Source organism: Labrys sp. 22185, assembly GCF_052045555.1.
In the GTDB taxonomy this organism is placed as follows: Bacteria; Pseudomonadota; Alphaproteobacteria; order Rhizobiales; family Labraceae; genus Labrys; species Labrys neptuniae.
Window position 1 is genome coordinate 55046 of record NZ_JBQEPH010000012.1, and the last position, 19661, is coordinate 74706.

Below are 19661 nucleotides of genomic sequence, written 5' to 3' on the forward strand. Positions count from 1 at the left end.
CAACCCGGGCGCCGCGCAGCGCCCCATGTGAACGTTGCGGGATTCAACGGAAGGCACCGGCCGGACCCCGAAAGTCTTGCGGACTTTCCATGCTCCGTATTCCTGGCCTTGGGTGACCGGAACATCAGCACTAAGGACATGGACGGTGACTGAAACTTGGCGCTTCGATTAAGATTTGTTACGAGTTGTTATGCCGCAGGAATATCTCTCGTCGACGCGAAGTTTTTACTGCTGATCTACTGATATTCGATCCGTCGCAGCATTCGCTGTACGGAGGCGCTATCGGGCCTTCGGCGTGCGCCCGGGCTGCTGCCCCGTTTATATTTGGTCAGCCGGCCTGCCAGGAATGCGAACAGTGCGATGATGACCGCATCGTCGACATATCCGTAGATGGCGGAATCGGGGATCAGGTCTTTGGGCATCAGGCTGTAGGAAGCGGCTGCGATACCGAGCAGCACCGGTGCCGCAAAGCGGACGAGATGGTAGTTCTTCCACCATCGCCTGCGCTTCCTGGCGATCCGCATCCGGGATGACCGGCTCCCAGCCGGATTCTTCGGCCGTGCCGGCGCATCGCCGGACAGGATGCTGCGCCCCTGCTCCCTGAGCATCTGGAAATAGGGATCGTCGGCGGACTCGGGGTAGAAATCCAGCAGTTCGAGAATACCTCTCACCGTCTCGTGGTCGAGACAATTGCCGCGGCCGCGAACCCCGACATTGAGACGGCTGGCCGCCTTGCCCTGTACGGCTTGGACCGCCTGCCAGATCTGGTCATCGGAGACGGCGGCCTGCGCGAAATTCAGCACCTCCTTGGTGATCTCAACAGGGCCCTCGATCAGTTCTTCATAGGTAATCAGCAATCTGTTCGAGGCATTGCGCCAGCTGACATAGAAATTCAGGTACCAGGGAATGGCGAGGCGAGCGATCATGCGATCCAGGGTCGCGTCGTCCAGATGCGCATGTTCCGGCCTCAGCCAGATCATCGGCCACAGGTTTCCCTCGCGCCGGATGTGATCGCGCAGGCTGACGACGCAATCGAAGAGGCTCCGCACCAGGACGATCGGGGTGATGCCATAATCCTGGCACATTTCCTCGGTCCAGCGATGGTTTCGGATGTGCAATTGGGCGACATAGTCCTGATCATCGATCTGTTGCAGATAGAATTCGTCGAGCTCCTGCTCCCTGCGTCCGGCGGCAGGGAGCGGAACGGCTCGCTGGAAGTCTCCGATTTCGCTGATGATGTCTGAAAGGAAGGTCGATCCGGACTTCGGCATGCAGGCCAGAAGGATGTGTGTGCGCCGTTTTCCGTTTTCGGTCATCGTCTCTCGCAGGTGGCATACGCGGTCGTTTGAAGGGGAATGAGGTGCGAATGCTGGCACCCGGCCGGACTCAGCCGGCATCCGGCTTGCTCACGACCACCTTTGACCCGACCGAAAATTCCCAGGACTCGCCGGCAAAGGGGGATGCCGATTGCCGGCGCCATCTGGAGACCGGCGCAAACAGCCGTGCCCTGATATGCTCGCCATCGACGCAAAGGTCATCCGGCACGGACCCCGCCGCGGCCAGCCCGGCAAAAATCCGGTGCCAGACAAGCCGTTGCGACCAACGATGGAAACGGTTGTAGATCGTGCTGGGCCGGCCATAGACAGACGGTACGTCGCACCATCGACAGCCCGTCCTCAGGACATGGAGTATGCCCGAAATCACCCTACGGTCATCGACACGGGGTTTTCCGGCTTCCCCGCGCGGAAGATGCGGCTCAAGAGCGCCCCATGCTTCATCCGACAGCCAATAGAGGCTCTCCGCCATATCACGTCCTCTCGAAATCCACGCCGGCCCAGGCATACGAATACGCGCACAAGGCGGAGCCGCCTTCGCAGAATGCACGGATTATCTTCTGAAAATCCCCTCTAAGTAATTAATTACTTTTAGGTTCAGATATTTACTAATAAAAATCGAATAGTAACGCCGAATTACAATTGCATATATTGATATATATTTGTGATAATAAATATTCGAAATTTTTGACTTATAATTCAAGATATTAAGAAATATTACGAAATGGCGAGGACGATCCGACTCCTATGTCGATCGGCCTTCCACGTCTGGGGAAGACGGCCATTACTGCCCGGCAATCGATGCTCGGTTTTCCGGCAGGCCTTCAGTTGGGGAACACCCTGCGCCCAGGATTGGCCGGCCGCCCGGTCATTCTGCGCAGCAGTTGGTCGAGAGCGGCAAGGCCGTCTCCGACCATGTCGAGCGGTCCTCTTGGATAATGCCACCACAGCCAGGCTGCGGCCCGCCTGGGGAACGAGCTTTTGCTGGCCACCCCGTCGTTCCCCCAGGCCCGCATGATCAGGCGAGCCCTCTTGCGCGGGCTGCCGCAGGCATACTGGCTCGTTCGATTGTCTGCGACGAGGAGCCCTCCCTGCTCCCCGGCGCGAAATGTCCGGCTCTGCATCCAGCCCCCCGGAGGCCAGGCCGTGCCGAAGCGATCGACGACGAAAGGCACGAGGCCCCGCGCCATGACCTGCCTGGTCATCCCGTTCGGACCCGCCTCGAAGAGGTGATCGTCCAGGATTGTCCTCGGATCGCAGAATTCGAATGCGCTGAACAGCGAGGTCCGCACCAGGAAGGCATTGCTGCGGATCGCCGGATTGGGGAAGGGCTGGTCCCAGGCCGCTTCATGGGAACCGGTGGCACCGACCAGGCCGCAATCGGCATTGCGATCGAACACGCCGACATAATGCGCGAGCCAATTGGCGGCGAGAACCCGGCTCCACGAATTGAACACCAGGATGAACTCGGTGTCGCAGGCTCGAGAAACCGCCCGATAGATCGAGATTGGCGTATGATCGTAGGCAAAGTGCATCACCTTGGCGGACATGCATGGCAAAGCCGCGAGGTCGAGCTGGTGCGGAAGCCGATCGCCGATGGCATACCCCTTGACGGCAAAGACGAAATCATACTCGGCGCCGGCCGGAAAGCGCCTGATGCTGCGAAAGAAGGCGTGGGCGTAACGAAGATCGTTCACACGTCGCCAAAGATACAGGACGGTAATGCGGGGCACGAAGTCCTCATTGTGAGATGCGAAGCTCCCGGAGCCCCTCGCGCGAGCGCATGACAGTTCAGCGCGGATGGTCGAGTTCACCGGCGGACAGCGAGATCTTGACTTTGAGCCCATGCGGAACACGGTCTGAGAGGACGATGTTGCCGCCGTGCCGCCGCACGATATCCCTGGCGATCGACAATCCCAGCCCGAAGCCCCCGCCATCCTGGGTACGGGCAGCATCGGCCTTGAAGAAAGGCTCGAACACCCGCTCGCGCAGATCCGCGGGAATGCCCGGCCCATCGTCGTCGATCTCGATCTGGGCGTGCGGCAGACGATCGATGAGCGCAATCGTCACCGCGCCGCCATGCTTCACCCCATTCTCGACGATATTGGTGATAGCGCGGGTCAGTTCCCTCTGCCGCGCGCTCCAGGTGAGCTTCGCGGGTCCCCGATAGATCACGGCATGGCCGACGTCGACGAACTGGGAACAGATCGTCTGCAGCAGGCTCGGCAGGTCGATCCGCGACATCGGCTCGAACCGGCCGTCCTCTCGCAGATAATCCAGCGTCTCGTTGAGCATGTGCTCTACATTGGCAAGATCGGTCAGCATCCCCTCGCGCAGCCTGTCCTCGGGCACGCGCTCGGCGCGCAGCCGCAGCCGGGTGAGCGGCGTTCTCAAATCGTGGCTGATGGCGGCCAGCATGCGCGTGCGATCGTCCAGCAGGGTCTTGATACGGGTCCGCATCTCGTTGAGGGCTTCGGTGACCTGCACGATCTCGCGCGGCCCGCTGCCGGGAATGGGCTGAACCTCCTGCGGAGAGCGTCCGAAGGACTGGGCAGCCGCGGCAACGGCCGCCAGGGGGGCGGTGATCGAGCGGACCGCATAGACGGACAGCAGCATCACGAAGATCAGCACGATCGAAAGAACCAGGGCGGTCGGCGTGATGAAGAGGGGCCAAGGTGCGGCACCGATCGCGGCATCGAAGACCAGGGCATGGGCAGCGTCGAGCCGCACGACCATCTGCTCCTGCGGCCCGGGCCCATAGCGCCGTCCTTCGAGAACCTCGATGCCGCTCCCCGACCAGACATGCCGCAACTCGCGGCTGCGCCAGAGGGACCAGTGGGTGTCATCCGGTGCGGATGTCAGATCCGAGACGGCGACCCGCTCCACCTGCACGCCGGCGTTGCGGATGGCCGTGAGGACGATGTCCGCTTCCGCAGGCGTCCTTGCTGCCTTGATGAACTGGGTGACGCGCACGATGCGCGAGGCCACGGCCGGCGGAGAATCATCCGGCGGGGGCGCTCCGAACAGCAGGACTGCGAGGACGATATTGATGATCGTGCCCAGCAATACCGAGACCACGACGAGACCGGTGACCTGCGTCGTGATACTGCGCGGCACCAGACGTTTCCACGCTTGCATCAATCCAGCTCGACGGCCGGCGTGAAGACGTAGCCGCCCAGCCGGACGGTCTTGATCATCAGGGGGTCACGTGGATCCGCCTCGATCTTTTGCCGAATGCGACTGATATGCACGTCGATGCTGCGTTCGATCGGCCCGACCGACCCGCCATGGACGAGCTCGAGAAGATGCTCGCGCGACAGGACCTGGCCGGGATTGCGACAGAAAGCGAGAAGCAGGTCGAACTCGACACTGGTCAAGGAGATCCGTACGCCTGCCGGATCATGGAGTTCCCGGGCGGCCGGATCGATGCGCCAGCCCGCAAAGCCCAGGCCGCGCTCGCGCGAAGGTCCTGCTTGCGTCGAGGTCGCCGCACGGCGCAGGAGGGCCCGGATGCGGGCGACCAGCTCGCGCGAATTGAAGGGCTTGGAGACATAGTCGTCTGCGCCGATCTCCAGGCCGACGATACGATCGATCTGGTCGCTGCGCGCCGTGACCATGATGATCGGGATGGCGGATAAGGCCCGCAGCCGCCGGCAGACGCTGAGGCCATCCTCGCCCGGCAGCATCAGGTCGAGCACCACGAGCTCGACACCGCCGCGTTCGAGCACCTTGTCCATCTCCGCCGCGGAACCGACGCAGGAGGCGGCAAAACCGTTCTCCTCCAGCACGTCTGCGAGCAGGCGCGCAATCTCGACGTCGTCCTCGACGCAGAGAATATGCGGCCTCGCCATCGGCGTGGTGTGAGAAGCGGAAGGAAAGAGGGTCTGTTCGGCTGCCATGGCAACATCTTAGCGGCGCGATGCCCGAGAGGCAGCGCCCCGATTATAATTTTTTGTTGCACAAATCACGCTCCGCTTCCGGACGAGGCAACAATTCGTAACATGACTTAATCCCAGCCCGGCGAGGCAGGGACTATCCTGTCATTCGATCAGAAGGCGGCATGACGTCGGCGTCGCCTCGGCAGGAGCCACTTTTTTCCAGATGACTTCATCTGCACGAGCAGCCCAGCGTCCCGGACCGTATGGCAATTGTCACGCGAAGCGTCTGGCGACCAGGGCCATGTCTTCACGTGAAAGCCATGGTCATGCCCAGGACTAAGAGCACCGCAACCCTGCGCGAGACCCTTCCGGGCGAGCATGAGCATGGTTCCGACGCCATCCGGCCTGGCACCGCGACGCCACATGCCCGATCGCCAAGTCCTTCTGCGCCGCGCCACGGGCACTGGCGGCGCCGGATCTTGCGGTTGGTGCTGATATCAGCCGCAGCCGTGCTGCTCGGCTGGCTCGCCAAGACGCAATTGTCGGCCGTCCCTGCCGCCAACCTGATCACCGCACCCGCCATGCTCGGCAACATCGAAGAAAGCGTCGTGGCAACCGGCACGCTCAAACCGGTCAAGCTCATCGCCGTCGGTGCCCAGGTCTCCGGCCGGATCACCGCCCTCAAGGTCGCCGTCGGCCAGAAGGTCCGGGCCGGCGATCTCATTGCCGAGATCGACGCCTTGACCAAGGAGAACGACCTGCGTTCCGCCCAGGCCACGCTCGACAATGTCCGCGCTCAGCGCGACGAGAAGGTGGCGAACCTGGCCAGGAACCAAGCCACGCTTGCCAGGCAGAAGCTGACCTTCGCCCAGAATGCCTCTTCGCGCGCCGACTATGACTCCGCCGAGGCGGACGTGAAGGCGACACAGGCCCAGATTGCCCAGCTCGACGCCCAGATCGTCGAAGCCGAGGTCTCGGTGTCCACCGCCAAGGTCAATCTCGGCTATACGAGGATCACGGCACCCATCGATGCCACCGTGCTCGCGGTCAGCGTGCAGGAAGGCCAGACGGTCAATGCCACCCAGTCGGCCCCGACGCTCGTGGTGCTCGGCGATCTCGACACCATGACGATCCGGGCGCAAATCTCCGAGGCCGATGTCGTCAAGGTCAGGCCGGGCCAGCAGGTCTATTTCACCATTCTGGGTGAGCCGGAACGGCGCCTGCATGCCAGCCTGCGCTCCATCGAGCCCGCGCCGGAATCGGTCAAGACCGACAGCAGCTTTTCGACCGACAGCGCTTCGACGAGCAGTTCGTCCTCCTCCTCTTCCACCTCATCGGAGGCGATCTACTACAATGGCGTCTTCGACGTACCCAATGCTGACGGGCATCTTCGAACCTATATGACGGCCGAAGTGCACATCCTCCTTCGAGAGGCCCGAAACGTCCTTACCGTCCCGGCAGCGGCCCTCAGCGGGCCCGAGGCGGACGGTGCCTTCAAGGTACGGGTCATCCGGTCGGATGGCGCCGTTGCAAGCCGGCCCGTGAAGGTCGGGCTCGACAACAAGATCAATGCCGAGATCCGGGACGGTCTGCAGCCCGGCGAGCGCGTGGTGATCGGCGAGACGGAAGCAGCGCCGACCAAGACGATGGCGGGGCCTCCGCCGGGGGGCATGTGACCATGGCCTTGCCCCTGATCCTCCTTGAAGGCGTGCGCCGCGACTATCCCTCCGGTGAGGGATCGGTCGTCGCACTGGACGATATCGACCTGTCGATCGAGGCCGGCGAGATGGTTGCCATTGTCGGTACTTCCGGCTCCGGCAAGTCGACGCTCCTCAACATTCTCGGCTGCCTCGACCGGCCGACCGGTGGCAGCTACTGCGTCGCCGGGCGCGATACGGGCTCGCTCTCGGCGGACGAGCTTGCGGCGCTCAGGCGCGAACATTTCGGCTTCATCTTCCAGCGCTACCACCTGCTGGCCGAAATGACGGCCATCGGCAATGTCGAGATGCCGGCGATCTATACCGGCCTGCCGCCGTCGAGACGACAGATCCGCGCGCAAGCGCTGCTGGACCGCCTCGGCATGGCCGATCGCCTCGACCACCGCCCCACCCAGCTCTCCGGCGGTCAGCAACAGCGTGTCTCGATCGCTCGGGCCCTGATGAACGGTGCCGGTGTAATCTTCGCCGACGAGCCGACCGGTGCCCTCGATAGCGCCAGCGGCACGGAAGTGCTGCGCATCCTGGACGAGCTCCACGCCAGCGGCCAGACCATCGTTATCGTCACGCATGACATGGCAGTCGCCCGGCGCGCGGAACGCATCATCGAACTTCGCGACGGTGCCGTGATCTCCGACAGGCCCAATCGGGGGGCGCAGCAAGCCGAACCGACGGGGGCCGATATCGGCTTCGGCGAAAGGGCGCAGGCGCCCGCATCGCCGTGGCGGGTACGGATCGACCAGTTTCGGGAGGCCTTCCGGATGGCCTTGCGGTCGATGAATGCCCATCGCCTGCGGACGATCCTGACCATGCTCGGCATCATCATCGGTGTGGCTTCCGTCATCGGCGTCGTCGCGCTCGGGGCGGGCACGCAACAAAAGGTCCTGGCCGACATCAACAGCCTCGGCACCAACACATTGGAAGTGTTTCCCGGCAAGGACTTCGGCGACGTCCGCTCAGGCAAGATCACCACCCTCGTGCTCGCCGATGCCCAGGCGCTCGCCGGCCAACCCTATATTGCCGCCGCCTCCCCCACGGTCTCGACCAGCAAGACCCTGCGCTTGGGATCGATCGAGGCCACCGCGCAGGTCAACGGCGTCGGCGAGGACTATTTCGCCGTGAAGGGGACCCAGCTCGCCGCCGGCGCCTTTTTCGATGCCGATAGCGTCCGCCGGATCGCCCAGGACGTGGTGATCGACGACAACACCCGCAAGGCACTGTTCGCCGGAGCCTCGGCCAGCCCGATCGGGCGCATCATCCTGGTCGGGCAGGTGCCCTGCCGCATCGTCGGCCTGACCCGTCCGCAGCAAGGCGGGTTCGGCTCGAGCGCCAACCCATCGGTCTACCTGCCCTACACCACGGTTCAGGCCCGCTTCCTGGGCACGACGTCCCTGCGCAGCATCACCGTGCGCGTCGTCGACGACGCGCCGACCGATCGCGCCGAGCAGGCGGTCACCGCCCTCCTCGCCGCCAGGCACAATGCGAAGGATTTCTTCATTCTCAACACGGACGACATCCGCCGCACCATCACCAGCACCACAGAGGTCCTGACGCTGCTGGTGGCAGCCATTGCCGGCATCTCGCTGGTGGTCGGCGGCGTCGGCGTCACCAACATCATGCTGGTATCGGTGTCTGAGCGCATCGCTGAAATCGGCGTGCGCATGGCCGTCGGAGCCCGCCGTAGCGATATCCTGCAACAGTTCCTGATCGAGGCGGTGCTGGTTTGCCTGATCGGCGGCATGATCGGCATCGGCCTGGCACTCGGCCTCGGCGCCATCTTCAATATCGTCAGCACGGCCTTCAGCCTGCGCTACTCCACCACCTCGATCATCATTGCCTTCCTGTCCTCGATGCTGATCGGCATCGTCTTCGGCTACATGCCGGCACGCAACGCCTCCCGCCTCGATCCCGCAACAGCCCTGGCCCGGGAATAGTCTGGTGCCGATCCTTCAAAAGCACACTACCTTGGCGCTTAAAATCGTCTCTTCACGCACCATTCCATATAGTTTTAGAAAATTATCGCATATATATTCAACAATTTATACCAATACATGGAGTACATTTCATATATACTTTAATTTATATTCAAACACATTTACTAAAATTGCGCCTACCCGTTTCGAGTCCATTGGCAAGACTGTCGATCGGGCAAGCGCTTAACTGCAATGCCTTGTAGCACAACAGATTGGGTCCGATCCTGATGTCGGCAACTTCATCCCTCATCCGATACCCTCGCCATGCCTCGGGTGCCTTCCGCACCATGCGCATGCTCCGTCGAGCCAGCCTCCTGTCCATTTGCATCCTGGCCGCTGGCTGCAACCAGGAGCAGCAGGGGAACCAGCCGCCCGCCGGCGCCGTCCGGCCGCAGGTCAGCGTGGTCACGCTCCATCCGCGCGCCGTCGCCATCACGGCGGAACTGCCGGGGCGTGTCGGCGCGTCGTTGACGGCAGACGTCGTCCCGCAGGTGACCGGCATCATCAAAACGCGCCTGTTCAAGGAGGGTACCGAGGTCAAGGCCGGCGATCCGCTCTATCAAATCGACCCTGCCAGCTACCAGGCAAGCTATGACAGCGCCGAGGCAACCTTGCAGAAGGACCAGGCCGCCATTCCCAGCGCCCAGGCCAAGGTCGACCGCTATCAGAACCTCATCAAGCAGAACGCCGTCAGCAGCCAGGACCTCGACGATGCCCGCGCCACGCTGGCCCAGGCCAAGGCCGATGTCGCTGCCGCCAAGGCCGCGTTGGAGACGGCCCGCATCAACCTCGACTACACCACGATGAAGGCACCGATCGGCGGCCGGGTCGATGCCTCCACCATCACCGAGGGCGCCCTGGTCAGTTCGGGCCAGTCGACTGCGCTGACGACGATCCGCCAACTCGATCCGATCAATGTCGACGTGACGGAATCCAGCACCAACCTGCTGAACTTCCTGGAGGCAGTGAAGTCGGGCCGGATCAAGACCGCAGGCCCGGACATCTCCGTCAAGCTCAAGCTGGAAAACGGCACGACCTACGCGCATGCCGGCACGCTTCGTTTCGTGGAGGCCAATGTCAGTACCACCACCGGGACCTTCACCGTCCGGGCCGAATTCCCTAATCCCGATCGCCTGCTCCTGCCGGGCATGTATGCCCGCGCCATCCTCGAGGTCGGTCTGGCCCAGGATAGTTTCCTGGTGCCGCAGCGGGCTGTCAGCCACAACACCAAGGGCGAGGCGACAGCAAGCTTCGTCGGCGGCGACGGCAAGGTCGTCCAGCGCGTGCTCTCGATTCAACGCAGTGTCGGCAACAACTGGCTGGTCGATGCCGGTGTCTCGGATGGCGACAGGATCATCGTCGAGGGCATCCAACTCGTGCGGGCCGGCCAGGACGTAACTGCCACCGAGGTGAGCGTGGACGATGCCACCGGCGATGTCCGCCCGCTCACCCAGAGTTCGACCCTCGACAAGCCACCGGTCGCTTCGGCACCGGTCCGGGCCGAATAGGGCTGCATCGACATGTCGCGCTTTTTCATCAACCGTCCGATTTTTGCCTGGGTCATCGTCATTTCGGTGATGCTCGCGGGCATCCTGGCCATTACCACCCTGCCGATCGAGCAATATCCGCAGATCGCGCCCCCCTCGGTCTCCATCAGCGCCACCTATTCGGGCGCCGATGCCCAGACCGTCGAGAACTCGGTGACCAAGGTCATCGAGCAGGGTCTCACGGGTATCGACAATCTCGATTACATCACCTCGACCTCGACCTCCTCGGGCAGCGCCTCGATCACCGTGACCTTTACCAGCGCGGCCGATCCCGATGTGGCGCAGATGCAGGTGCAGAACAAGCTGCAACTGGTAGAGGCCCAGCTGCCGCAGACCGTGCAGAACACCGGCATCACCGTCGCCAAGGCCTCCACCGGCTTCCTCATGGTCGTCGCCTTCGTCTCCACCGACGGCAAGATGACGGCCACGGACGTCGCCGATTACGTCAAGAGCAACCTCAACGACACGCTGTCGCGCGTGGAGGGGGTCGGCACCACCACTTTGTTCGGAGCCGGCTATGCCATGCGGATCTGGCTCGATCCGGACAAGCTCGCCAAATATGCGCTGATGCCGAGCGACGTCTCCTCGGCAATCGAAGCGCAGAACACCCAGGTCGCCGCCGGCCAGCTCGGCGACAATCCCCAGCGCAAGGGCCAGCAGCTCAACGTCACCGTAACGGCCCTGAGCCGGCTGCAGACCCCCAGGCAGTTCGAGAACATCATCCTCAAGAGCGCAAGTTCGGGCTCGATCGTCCGCCTGAACGACGTTGCGACGGTAGAGCTGGGGGCCGAGAGCTATACCAGCAACTCCAAATATAGCGGCAAGCCCTCGGCCGGCCTGGCAATCAGCCTGGCGACGGGCGCGAATGCCATCAGCGCCTCGAATGCGGTCAAGACGACGATCAACAGCCTGGCCCAGACCTTCCCGGAGGGCCTCAAGGTCTACTATCCCTACGACACGACGCCCTTCGTGCTGCTGTCGATCGAGGACGTGGTCAAGACGCTGGCGGAAGCCATCGTCCTGGTCTTTCTGGTGATGCTGCTGTTCCTGCAGAACATCCGGGCCACCCTCATCCCGACGCTTGCGGTCCCGATCGTGCTGCTCGGTACCTTCGGCATCCTCGCCTTGTTCGGCTATTCCATCAACACGCTGACGATGTTCGCCATGGTGCTCGCCATCGGCCTTCTCGTCGACGACGCCATCGTCGTGGTCGAGAATGTCGAGCGCGTCATGCAGGAGGAAGGCCTGGGGCCACGCGAGGCGACGTTGCGCTCGATGGACGAGATCACGGGCGCCCTGATCGGCGTCGCCACGGTGCTCTCGGCCGTCTTCGTGCCGATGGCCTTCTATTCGGGTTCGGTGGGTGTGATCTATCGCCAGTTCTCGGTGACCATCGTCTCGGCCATGGTGCTCTCGGTACTGGTGGCTCTCGTTTTCACCCCGGCGCTCTGCGCCACCATCCTCAGGCCTCCCAAGAACCACACTACCCAGAAGGGCTTCTTCGGTCTTTTCAACCGAGGCTTCGACCGCAGCGCGCAGGCCTATCGCAAAGGCGTTGGCGGCGTTCTCGCCCGGCCCTGGCGCTTCCTCGTGGTCTTTGTCGCCATCTCCGGCGGCATGCTCTTCCTGCTCGATCGCTTGCCCAGCTCCTTCCTGCCGGAGGAGGACACCGGCGTGGTGATCACCAGCGTGACGCTGCCGCCGGGCGCGACGCAGGACCGCACTGAAAAGGTGCTGGCTGAGGTTACCAACCACTATCTGAAGGACGAGAAGGCCTATGTCGAAGGCGTCTTTTCCGTGGTCGGTTTCGGCTTCGGTGGTTCGGGTCAGAATGTCGGCCTCGCCTTCATTCCGCTGAAGGATTTCAGCGAGCGGACAGATCCCAATGGCAAGGCGCAGGCGATCGTCGGTCGCGCCATGAAGGCCTTCTCGCAGATCCGCGACGGCAATGTCTTCGCCCTCACGCCGCCGGCGGTTACCGGCTTCGGCAACACCGGCGGCTTCGACTTCTTCCTCCAGGACCTCAACGGCGCCGGGCACGACAAGCTCATGCAGACCCGCGACCAATTGCTCGGCATGGCGGCCAAGAGCCCCCTCATGGTCGGCACCCGCCCCAACGGGCAGGAGGACACGCCGCAATATTCGGTTGCCATCGACCAGGAGAAGGCCAGCGCCCTCGACCTCGGCCTGTCCGACATCACCGCCACGCTGTCCACCGCCTGGGGCGGCACCTATGTCAACGACTTCATCGATCGCGGCCGGGTCAAGAAGGTCTACATGCAGTCAGCCGCGGATTTTCGCATGCAGCCGGAGGATCTCGGCCGCTGGTTCGTCCGCAACACCGACAGCGCGATGGTGCCCTTCTCGGCCTTTGCCAGCGGCAAATGGAGCTACGGTTCACCGCGCCTCGAACGCTATAACGGTGCCTCCGCCGTCGAGATCCAGGGAGCGGCCGCCCCCGGCGTCAGCTCGGGTGACGCCATGAACGCGATCGATGCCATGGTGGCGCAATTGCCGCCGGGCTATCGTCACCAATGGACCGGCCTGTCCGCGCAGGAACGCCTGTCGGGCAGCCAGGCGACGCAGCTCTACCTCATCTCCGCGCTGGTGGTGTTTCTTGCCCTCGCCGCTCTCTATGAGAGCTGGTCGATCCCCTTTGCCGTGCTGCTCTCCGTGCCGCTCGGCATCTTCGGCGCCGTCCTGGCGGCCACGGTGTTCGGCCAGTCCAACGACGTCTATTTCAAGGTCGGCCTGCTGACCACGATCGGCCTCGCGGCCAAGAACGCCATCCTGATCGTCGAATTCGCGATGGAGCAGCAACAGGCCGGCAAGAGCCTGATCGAAGCGACGCTCGACGCATCTCGCCAGCGACTGCGCCCCATCCTGATGACGTCCCTCGCCTTCATCCTGGGCGTGACACCTCTGGCGGTGGCCTCGGGTGCCGGCTCCGGCAGCCAGAATTCGATCGGCATCGGCGTGATGGGCGGCATGCTTGCCGCCACGGTGCTCGGCATCCTCTTCATACCGCTCCTGTTCGTCGCGGTTCGGCGCCTCTTCTCGCGCCGCCCCTCGCAGACACAGGAAAGTCTCGACTCCAATTCAGCCGCAGGAGCGATGTGAATGCAGTCCCTTGATCGATCGGCGTCGGATATGTCGCCCGCGGGTCAGTCCTCCATGGCATCGCGGAGCGAGCCCAAACGGCCTCTCCGGTCGCTCCTGCAGGTCGCGGCACTTCTTACTGCCACTGTCATGCTCTCCGGCTGTGCCGTGGTCGGCCCCGACTACAAGACCCCCAGCCTGGCCACGCCGTCACGCTGGAGCGGCGCCGACGCGAGCCAGCAGCGGCGCAAACCCGAGCTCTCGCAATGGTGGCGACGCCTCAATGACCCTGTCCTCGACGGACTGATCCAGGAGGCGATCGCCGGCAATCTCGACGTGGCCACCGCCAAGGCCAAGATCCGCGAAGCTCGGGCCAGCCGGCGCGAAGCGATCGGCGGTCTCTATCCCTCGCTCAGCGGCTCGGGCGATGCGTCACGCAGCCGGGTTGGCGGGACTTCCACAAGCGGCGCGGGCAGGACGAGTACCTCCAACGCCTTCAGTGCGGGTCTCGACGCCAGCTGGGAACTCGATTTATTCGGTGCCAACCATCGCAATGTCGAGGCAGCAAGCTACGGCGTCGACGCGGCGGAAGCCGATCTGCGGGCCACGCTGGTCACACTCGTCGGCGATGTCGCGACCGCCTATGTCGATGCGCGCGGCTACCAGGCCCGTATCGCGCTGGCGCGGCGCACCGTCGCCTCCCGGCGCGAGACCGTCTCGCTGACCCGCACCAAGCTCCAGGCCGGCTCCGCCTCGGCAGTCGATGCGGCCAATGCCGAGGCGGAGGCGGCTTCGACCGCCGCCGACATCCCCCTCTACGAACAATCCTTCGCGCAGGATGTGCATCAGCTCAGCATCCTGCTCGGCCGTGAGCCGTCGGCCCTGGCGGAACGCCTCAAGCGGGCCAGGCCCATCCCCATGCCGGGACGCCCCCTGCCAACCGGCATACCGGCCGACATCCTCTCGGCTCGGCCCGACATCCGCGCCGCCGAGCGCCAACTCGCCCAATATACGGCCAAGGTCGGCCAAGCCGAGGCCGCTCTCTATCCCAGTGTCAGTTTGACGGGTTCGCTCTCGACCTCCGGCACCAAGATCGGCGACCTTGCCAAGAATTCCTCGATCAGCTGGTCGTTCGGCCCCACCCTGACCGTGCCGATCTTCCAGGGCGGCCAGTTGCGCGCGGCGGTCGAGGTCGCGCAGGCCCAGCGCGACCAGTATTTCATCGCCCTGCGTTCCACCGTGCTCACCGCTCTGCAGGACGTCGAGGATGCGCTCGTCAACCTCGCGACCCAGCGCCGAAACGCCCGGCAACTCGGCCAGGCGGTGAAAGGCTACCAGCAGGCGGCAAAGCTCTCCCACACGCTCTACCAGGTCGGCTCGCAGAGCTTCCTCGACGTGCTCACGGCCGACCGCTCGCTCTACTCGGCGCAGGATTCGCAAATCCAGAGCCAGGTGGCGATCACCAAATATTATGTCGCCCTGGCCAAGGCGCTGGGCGGCGGCTGGGACGGAGCGATCGACAGCTCGAAGCCGGCGGTGGTGGACGCCAACACCGGCCCCCACCTGGCGGGCCGGGAATGAATGCCGGCGCCGGAGGCGCGCCAAAGCGAGGCTTCTCCCCGGCACGTCAGTGCAGCCGGCCGGCCCCCTGCCCGAGCAAGGTCTCGGCCGCCGCGACGATCTCCTGGGTGGACGGGAATTTCCCCAGCCCCGCCAGTCCCTCGCTGCATTCGATATGGGTCCAGCGCACCAGCCCGTCGCTGTCGATGAGAAACTGGGCCTTCAGTTGAGGCCATTGCCGCTCCATGTCGGCATGGTCGGTCGGGTTCTCGACATAGCCGTCGAGCTTGGCCAGTGCATCGGCAGCCTGCCGCACAGGCAAAGGTTCGGGCAGATCGCCGGTGGGATTGACTCGGAGCTCCGCCAGGGCCGCCATCAGGTCGGGTGTCGGCACCGGCTTGGGGACGCCATAGGCCCGATGCGTCGAGAGCCCCGGATCGGTGGCGATGCGCAGACGGCTCGGGCGAAACTTGAAATAGAGACGTGCATTTTCAAGCTCGGTTGCAACGATGCCAAGCGTCTCGACCCCCAATGCCTGCAATTGAGGGCCCGCAGCCGCCATCTGCGCGATCGATCTGCGGCAGAATGGACACCAGAGTCCGACGAACAAGGCAAGGAACAGCGAGCTCTTGCCGCGATAGTCGGCCAGCGACACGGTGCCCGATCCGTCGAGGGCGGGCAGCGAGAAATCCGGCGCAGGTTCGCCCGGGGCAACCGGCACCTGTATCGGCTGCATGTTCATGCAAAACCCCTTTCATCTCAAGGCGGAACGCGTTGTCTTGAAACGGTTTTCGGCTTTTCGCTCTTCGCTTCGAGGCACTTCGGATTCAGGGCGTCTCGATCAAGTCACTGAACGCTCAAGCCAAAATATCGCGTTGAAAAATGAGATGCCGGCTTTCGGCAGAAACGCGGCGACGACACGCAATCGAGCTAGCACAGAAACGGCAGAACCATCAGGGCATCCGGTTCGAGGCCGGCACGCTGACAGACCTCTTCCGACTTGGCCAAGTATAGCGCGGCTTGGTCCTGGTTCCCAGCATCCAGATGGAGCGTGCCCAGACCGTCATAGCAGGGAAACAGGAATTGCGGCTCACCCATCTGCTCGGCCAGGCGCAAGGCCTCCTCATAGGATGCGAAGGCAAGCGCGTGCTCACCCCGGCACTGATAGATCTGGCCGAGAATGATCAGCGGCGCCGCCAGATGGTCGAGCAGACCCAGCCGACGGTCGAGATCGACCGCCATTTGCGCCGCCTTGACGCCTTCAGCCTCGCACCGATCCGTCAGGGCACAATAGGCGACAGCGAGATTGGCATAGATGCGGGATTGGAAACCGAGATCTCCCACCTTCTTGGCGGTTTCCAATCCGCGCAGGCAGGTCGCGATGCTGCGCTCGGGATCGAAGGTGCTGTAGAGCACGCCGAGATTGGTGTAGCCGCGGCAAGCCGACTGCAGCAGATGGTGATCCTCGGCCAGCCGGACGCTGCGCTCGATCTGCTCCACGGCGACCGCCGGCCGGCCGGTCCGTGCCAGTGCCACGCCCATCGTATTGTAGGCCTGGACGCGTATCGCCGCCAGTTCACGCATGCGGTCCGGTTCGGGATCGACGCCGGCATTCCGATCCGCCTCGGCCAGCGCCCGTTCCGCCCAGCCAATCGCTCCCTCATTGTCGCCCGCACGGAAGGCGAGCCGCCCGACCTCCTGGAACAGTTGCGCGCGCTCTGGCAAATAGCCTTCGTCGCCGAGCAAAGCGAGGCCCTGCATGAAACAGGCCCTGGCACCTTCTCGGTCACCCGCCTCCCAATGCAGGCCGCCGATCTTGCGCTGGAGCCGGGCTGCTCCCACCCGATCGCCTGCGGCCTCGAGCGCCTGGCGCACTGTCTCGTAGTGATCCGCCGCCTCGGTTCGCCGCTCCGCCAATGCCAGGAGATCCGCCAGCCGTTCCCGCGTGGCCAGGATGTCATTCTCGCAGTCCCGGCAATCGGCCAGCGTACGCAGGGCCCGCTCATAGTGCCGGATGGCGTCTTCATTGGCGTAGACCGCACGGGCCCGATCGCCGGCCGCCATGAGATAGCGCGCGCCCTTGGCCCTGTCGAAACTCAGGCTCCAGTGATGCCCCAGCGCTTCGAGATCGCCCAATCGCTCGGGCTGGCTGCCCACGGCACGTTCGAGCGCGAGGCCCGCCCGTTCATGCAGTTCCGTCCGGCGGGAGAGGAGCAGATTGTGATAGGCGGCTTCGTGGATAAGCGCATGGGTAAAGCGATGGCTCCCGCCATCGCCCTCGACCCGGCAGACAAGACCAGCTTCGGCGAGGCGCCGGAGCACGGCGCCGACGGCAGCCGGTTCCGCAGCGACATCGCCGAGAAGGGCCTGCTCGAACACCATGCCGAGCACGGCGGCGGCGTACAGCACGCGCCGCTCCTCGGGGGCCAGGCCGTCGACACGCGAGAGCAGCAGCCCCTGCAGGGTTGGCGGTACCTCCTCGGCGTCGAACGGAGCCGCGCGGATCCAGCGATCGCCTTCCCTTTTGAGGACCCCCCTGGCCACGAGGCTTCGAACGATCTCCTCCACGAAGAGAGGGTTGCCACCCGCCCGCCGGGCGACGAAAGTCCGGATATCCTCGAGCGCACCGCCATCAGCCTCACCGAAAAGCGCGCCGACGAAGGCCCGCGTCTCATCCGCCGAGAGCGGGTCGAGGTGAAGGCTCGACTGCAGGGCCCGGGCGAGATGCAAGGGCGGCCTGCCGGGGCGATGCGACAGCACGATCATCAGGCGCCGATCGGCAAGATGGTCGGCCACGTCGCACAGGAGATCCACCGAGGCCGTGTCAGCCCAATGGAGGTCTTCGACGACGATGAGCAAATGCCCCTGATCGAGGCGCCGGTCGATCAGCATCCGTGCGGCTAGCGCAATCTGGCGTTTCAGCTGTTCCGGCGCAAGGTCGCCCGGCGACTCGCCCTCCACGCCCAGCATGTAGTTCAGGACCGGTGCGAAGGCCTCCGTCATGTCGGCCTGGGCACCGAGCGCGACGAGGCCCGCGGCCAGTTTCCGGCTCGCCACTTCGAGCGTGTCGTCACGATGCACCTGATAGGCTTCGCGGAACAGGGCAGCGAAGACGCCATAGGCGGGCTCGCCCAGGGACGAGCAGGCGGCACGGCGGACAGCGCCGCCGGCAAGCTTTCCCTGCGCTTCGAGCGTGGCAAGGAATTCGGCGATCAGCCGCGATTTGCCCGAGCCGGCCTCCCCAACCAGAGTGACGACCTGGGCCGATCCGGCCTGCACCCGCTCGAAGAGCGCGACGAGCCGTGCCAGTTCCGCCTCGCGGCCGACCATCCGGCTTTCCAGCCCGTGCACGGCCAGCCCTCGTCCGGACGCCGGCATGGCCAAGCGCCCTGTCAATCGATAGGCTGCCACGGGGGCCGCCTTGCCGCGCAAGGTCAGGTCGGGCAAGGGCTCGAAGCCGAAACGATGCCGGGTCAGCGCTTGGGTCGCTTCGGAGACCAGGATGGCCCCCGAGGCCGCCGCCAGCAGGCGGGCCGTCGTATTGACGGTGTCGCCGGTCACCGCATAGGTCGCGCCGGCGGCCTGGCCGAGATGCCCGGCCACGACCAGACCGGTGTGGACGCCGATATGGAGGCTCACCGGCTGGCCGAGGCGCCCCGCCCAGCACGCATCGAGGCGGGCTGCCTCGACGGTCATGTCCAGTGCTGCGTCGAGAGCCCGCTCCGGGTCGTCCTCATGGGCCAGGGGCGCTCCGAACACTGCCAGCACGGCGTCGCCGACGAACTTCTCCACGAAACCCTGATAATGCGCCACCACATTCGCCAGCGTTTCGAACAGGGCGTTCTGGAAGGCCCGGACGTCCTCCGGGTCGAGCCGCTCCGCAAGGGCGGTAAAACTGGAGACATCGGCGAAAAGCACCGTCACCTGCCGCCGATTGGCCTCGGGACGATCGAGTGTCCCGGTTGAGGCGACCGCATCGACAGGGGGCACGGGCGCACTGTCGGCGGCAGGCATGCCTGGGGTACGTGCCGTTCCGCAGCGCGGGCAGAAGGCGAAACCCGGCTCGCAGACAAAACCGCAATTCGCACAGGGTGTTGACTGCGATCGCCCGCAATGCGGACAGAACGCGAAATCCGATGCCAGTTCCAGACCGCAACCCCTACACGCCATGGAACGATCCGCCGCGGGTGAAACGAGCGTCCTACCCTGCCTTCGGCCACAAGCCCGGCCTCGGATCCGATGGATCGGACGTCGTCAGCGGAAGACAACCTATCTTCCTGCTCCAAAGGCAGGATTTTACTCACTTTTCCCGATCTTGGGCAGCCCATACCTGCACAACAGGCTTCGTCTTTGTCAGGGCCTGCGGTCGCCGGGCGCCAGCCCGTCCGGCGGATATCCGGACATGCCATGGGGAGTTCGAACTGGGGAGCGGACGGGACTGCGCGGCAAGTTCAGGGCATGGAATCCTCCTTTGTTCGGAAGAGGTAGATACAATTGCCGACGGGCTCGCTATAAATTTGAAATGCCTCAATCCATAAGATAAATTCAATATAAT

The 19661-nt window shown here is 64.1% G+C and carries 11 protein-coding genes and 1 pseudogene; 5 read left to right on the forward strand and 7 right to left on the reverse strand.

What is annotated here, in order from left to right; translation table 11 throughout:
• Positions 1 to 236: 236 nt before the first annotated feature.
• From ACTJKX_RS22105 to ACTJKX_RS22125, 5 genes and pseudogenes are all read right to left on the reverse strand, one after another.
• Positions 237 to 1316, reverse strand: coding sequence for a YkvA family protein (locus ACTJKX_RS22105; protein WP_440726525.1), 1080 nt, complete (start codon positions 1314 to 1316; stop codon positions 237 to 239).
• Between the two features lie 273 nt (positions 1317 to 1589).
• Positions 1590 to 1806 (reverse strand): annotated as a pseudogene (locus tag ACTJKX_RS22110) (transposase); the annotation flags it as partial.
• A 352-nt stretch (positions 1807 to 2158) separates the two neighbouring features.
• Positions 2159 to 3067 (reverse strand): hypothetical protein, encoded by a 909-nt coding sequence (locus ACTJKX_RS22115; RefSeq protein WP_440726526.1) that lies wholly within the window; start codon positions 3065 to 3067, stop codon positions 2159 to 2161.
• A gap of 58 nt (positions 3068 to 3125) precedes the next feature.
• Positions 3126 to 4451 (reverse strand): ATP-binding protein, encoded by a 1326-nt coding sequence (locus tag ACTJKX_RS22120; RefSeq protein WP_394312799.1) that lies wholly within the window; start codon positions 4449 to 4451, stop codon positions 3126 to 3128.
• Positions 4452 to 4471: 20 nt separating this feature from the next.
• Positions 4472 to 5233 (reverse strand): response regulator, encoded by a 762-nt coding sequence (locus ACTJKX_RS22125; protein ID WP_440726527.1) that lies wholly within the window; start codon positions 5231 to 5233, stop codon positions 4472 to 4474.
• A 305-nt stretch (positions 5234 to 5538) separates the two neighbouring features.
• Here ACTJKX_RS22125 and ACTJKX_RS22130 point away from each other — a divergent pair, with 305 nt between their 5' ends.
• From ACTJKX_RS22130 to ACTJKX_RS22150, 5 genes are all read left to right on the forward strand, one after another.
• Positions 5539 to 6888, forward strand: coding sequence for an efflux RND transporter periplasmic adaptor subunit (locus ACTJKX_RS22130; RefSeq protein ID WP_440726528.1), 1350 nt, complete (start codon positions 5539 to 5541; stop codon positions 6886 to 6888).
• 2 nt (positions 6889 to 6890) lie between these two features.
• Complete coding sequence (locus tag ACTJKX_RS22135; RefSeq protein ID WP_440726529.1) at positions 6891 to 8861, forward strand: MacB family efflux pump subunit; 1971 nt, start codon at positions 6891 to 6893, stop codon at positions 8859 to 8861.
• Positions 8862 to 9187: 326 nt separating this feature from the next.
• Positions 9188 to 10408 (forward strand): efflux RND transporter periplasmic adaptor subunit, encoded by a 1221-nt coding sequence (locus ACTJKX_RS22140; RefSeq protein WP_440726530.1) that lies wholly within the window; start codon positions 9188 to 9190, stop codon positions 10406 to 10408.
• Positions 10409 to 10420: 12 nt separating this feature from the next.
• On the forward strand, positions 10421 to 13567 hold the full coding sequence (locus tag ACTJKX_RS22145; RefSeq protein WP_440726531.1) for an efflux RND transporter permease subunit: 3147 nt from the start codon (positions 10421 to 10423) through the stop codon (positions 13565 to 13567).
• Positions 13568 to 13621: 54 nt separating this feature from the next.
• Entirely contained in the window at positions 13622 to 15127 is a 1506-nt protein-coding gene (locus ACTJKX_RS22150) for an efflux transporter outer membrane subunit (RefSeq protein ID WP_440726532.1), read from the forward strand.
• Positions 15128 to 15173: 46 nt separating this feature from the next.
• Here the strand turns inward: ACTJKX_RS22150 and ACTJKX_RS22155 are convergent, their stop codons facing one another.
• Complete coding sequence (locus ACTJKX_RS22155) at positions 15174 to 15848, reverse strand: redoxin domain-containing protein (protein WP_367624571.1); 675 nt, start codon at positions 15846 to 15848, stop codon at positions 15174 to 15176.
• A gap of 188 nt (positions 15849 to 16036) precedes the next feature.
• On the reverse strand, positions 16037 to 19351 hold the full coding sequence (locus tag ACTJKX_RS22160; protein ID WP_440726606.1) for an AAA family ATPase: 3315 nt from the start codon (positions 19349 to 19351) through the stop codon (positions 16037 to 16039).
• Between the last annotated feature and the right edge of the window lie 310 nt (positions 19352 to 19661).

Bases quoted from the DNA above. Each gene is read 5' to 3' on its own strand.
- ACTJKX_RS22105 (WP_440726525.1), bottom strand. From the start codon at position 1,316: ATGACCGAAAACGGAAAACGGCGCACACACATCCTTCTGGCCTGCATG.
- ACTJKX_RS22125 (WP_440726527.1), bottom strand. From the start codon at position 5,233: ATGGCAGCCGAACAGACCCTCTTTCCTTCCGCTTCTCACACCACGCCG.
- ACTJKX_RS22130 (WP_440726528.1), top strand. From the start codon at position 5,539: ATGCCCAGGACTAAGAGCACCGCAACCCTGCGCGAGACCCTTCCGGGC.
- ACTJKX_RS22135 (WP_440726529.1), top strand. From the start codon at position 6,891: ATGGCCTTGCCCCTGATCCTCCTTGAAGGCGTGCGCCGCGACTATCCC.
- ACTJKX_RS22140 (WP_440726530.1), top strand. From the start codon at position 9,188: ATGCGCATGCTCCGTCGAGCCAGCCTCCTGTCCATTTGCATCCTGGCC.
- ACTJKX_RS22145 (WP_440726531.1), top strand. From the start codon at position 10,421: ATGTCGCGCTTTTTCATCAACCGTCCGATTTTTGCCTGGGTCATCGTC.
- ACTJKX_RS22150 (WP_440726532.1), top strand. From the start codon at position 13,622: ATGGCATCGCGGAGCGAGCCCAAACGGCCTCTCCGGTCGCTCCTGCAG.
- ACTJKX_RS22155 (WP_367624571.1), bottom strand. From the start codon at position 15,848: ATGAACATGCAGCCGATACAGGTGCCGGTTGCCCCGGGCGAACCTGCG.